This window comes from Nocardiopsis lucentensis DSM 44048 (genome assembly GCF_000341125.1).
GTDB lineage: Bacteria > Actinomycetota > Actinomycetes > Streptosporangiales > Streptosporangiaceae > Nocardiopsis > Nocardiopsis lucentensis.
The window spans coordinates 1-2,329 of record NZ_ANBC01000807.1 but is presented as its reverse complement, the minus strand read 5'-3'; the positions used below and the strand labels follow the sequence as shown (position 1 = coordinate 2,329).

Here is a 2,329-nt window from a genome sequence, read left to right as displayed (position 1 = left end):
CCGCGCGGCCCGCCGCCACGCCAACGAGCGGCTCCGGGTGACCGCGGTGGCGCTCGAACCGAACACCTTCGTGCCCGAACCGGCCGCGCAGCCGGGACGGCGGCACTCCCTGGAGGTCCTGTTCCTGGTCAGCGGGCGCGCGCACCTGATCGCGTCGGGCCCGGGAGGGGAGATGCTGTCGGCGGCCGAGTTGACCGCCGGGCGTGCCCGGGTCGTGGGATCGGGCCAGCACGCGGCCGGGGAGCGCCCGCCGACCCAGCACCTCGTGAACACCGGTGACGAGGTCGCCGTCGTGGTCCGGGTGACCGCCTGAGTCCGTCCGGGAGTCGGCGTCACACATCGGCGCCGCGCCCCGTGGCGAGCGCGCGGAGTTCGGTGTCCACCGCCTCGATCGAGCGGAGGACGGCCGCGGTGCGCCGTCCCTCCTCCAGATAGGCGTTCATCACCTGGTCCAGCGCGTGGGGCGGCAGGTGCTCGCGCAGGTCCACCCGGGCGGTGCGGTACCCCTCGCGAGCGGCCTCCAACGCGGCGGACACGTACTGATGGGCCAGGCGGGAGAGGGCGACCGGATGTCGGCGCAGCACTCCGTGCAGCCGGTAGTCGGCCGGGACGTGGTCGAACAGCCACACCAGGGCCGTCTGCTCGAAGGAGTCCGACCCGGGTGGGTGCACACTCGCGGGCCAGTCCGGCGTCAGCGACTGATCGGGCATACCCGCCAGCATACCCGCTGTTCGAAAATAAGTTCGATCGACCTCGGGTCAGTGCGCGGCCCCGTCAGTCGACGGACTCGTCCTTCTCCTCCGCGCGTTTGTCCAACTCCACCCGAATGGCGAGTTCGGCGGCGTCCACCGCGGCTCGGGCGGTGATCGCGTTCGTGTGCGCCCGCTCCAACTCCTCCAGGAGGATGCAGTCGAAGGACACACGTGCGTCGTGAATCGCGGCTTCCAACTGGCGTGACGCCTCTTCCAGACTCATGTTCCTCCCTTCCCCAGAACTGGACGCGCGCACACCACCGCCCCTTCCCCCCATCCGCGTTTCCACCCGCCCTGTCCCCGGCGCGTTCTACGATGTGCCCAGTCACCGCCGTTCACGGCGGTGCCGTTCATCCGGCCGGAGAGGGACCCCCATGCGCAACCGCTACCCCGGGACCTGCACGACCTGTTCGGTCCCCGTCGCCGCTGGTGACGGCGTCGTCGTCAAGGACGGCGGGCGCTGGCGCACCTACTGCGCCGAACACGAGCCCCGCCCCACACCACCCGTGCGCGGCGACCACCCGGGGTGGCACACCACCCCGCTGCTCGGCTTCGACTCCGAGACCTCCTCCCGCGACCCCGAGGACGCGTTCGTGGTCTCGGCCGCCCTCGTCGACAGGGACGGCAAGGCGACGACGTGGCTGGTGGACCCCGGCCACCGGGAGATCCCCGAGGACGCGGTCGCCATCCACGGGATCAGCACCGAGCGGGCGCGCGCGGAGGGCCGGCCCGCCACCGAGTGCCTGGAGGAGATCGCCGACGCCCTCACCGCGCACCTGGCGGCGGGACAGGGGGTGGTGGTGTTCAACGCCCCCTACGACCTGAGGGTGCTCACACTGGAGTTGGAGCGGCACGGCCTGGCGCCCCTCTCGGCGCGTCTCGGCGGCGCCGTGGCGCCGATCGTGGACCCGTTGGTGATCGACCGGGGGGTGGAGCCGTACCGGCGGGGCAAACGCAACCTGAGCGCGATGAGCGAGTACTACGGAGTCGACCTGACCGAGGCGCACACCGCCGCCGCGGACGCCCTGGCCGCGCTGGCCGTGGCGGAGGAGATCGGGGCTCGGCACCCGGACGTGGCCGGGCTCGGTCTCGTGGAGCTGCACGAGCGGCAGGTGCACTGGGCGCTCGGCTTCGCGCGCAGCCGCCAGGAGTGGTTGGACCGGACCAAACCCGGCCACGGAACGGTCGTGGACGGCACCTGGCCCTAGGGCCTGTTTCTTGGAACGGTCACCCGAGGGGGTGTCGTTCGGGCGCCGGCAGGGTTGTGCACGACGAGTCGAGCCGCGAGCGAGGAACGAGCGACAGGCGAGGACGAGGATGAAGAATCCCTGCCCTGAGGGCGCCCGAACACGGTCCGAAGCGAAGCGGAGGACCCAAAAAACACCGCCTAGGGTCGCGCCATGACCACAGATCCGGACACGGGCACCTTCACCGTCCCCGCCGGCTCCCGCGCCTGGCCGCTGGGGGGCGACACGGCCCTGGTTCCGCGCACGGCCGAGATCGCGCAGGCCTGTCACGCGCTGCCGGAGGTCGACGACGAGCGCCTCGACCGTTGGTACCCGGAGTTCGGCGAGCGG

3 protein-coding genes and 1 pseudogene are annotated in these 2,329 nt (G+C 72.1%); 2 read left to right on the top strand and 2 right to left on the bottom strand.

What is annotated here, in order from left to right; translation table 11 throughout:
- Window positions 1-313 (top strand): annotated as a pseudogene (locus tag D471_RS0128245) (hypothetical protein); the annotation flags it as partial.
- Window positions 314-332: 19 nt separating this feature from the next.
- On the opposite strand, the gene D471_RS0128240 reads toward D471_RS0128245, so the two are convergent.
- On the bottom strand, window positions 333-722 hold the full coding sequence (locus D471_RS0128240; RefSeq protein ID WP_017601728.1) for a hypothetical protein: 390 nt from the start codon (window positions 720-722) through the stop codon (window positions 333-335).
- Between the two features lie 52 nt (window positions 723-774).
- Window positions 775-975, bottom strand: a complete 201-nt coding sequence (locus D471_RS0128235) for a hypothetical protein (protein ID WP_017601727.1) — start codon at window positions 973-975, stop codon at window positions 775-777.
- 151 nt (window positions 976-1,126) lie between these two features.
- Here D471_RS0128235 and D471_RS0128230 point away from each other — a divergent pair, with 151 nt between their 5' ends.
- Complete coding sequence (locus D471_RS0128230; RefSeq protein WP_017601726.1) at window positions 1,127-1,960, top strand: exonuclease domain-containing protein; 834 nt, start codon at window positions 1,127-1,129, stop codon at window positions 1,958-1,960.
- Window positions 1,961-2,329 lie beyond the last annotated feature (369 nt).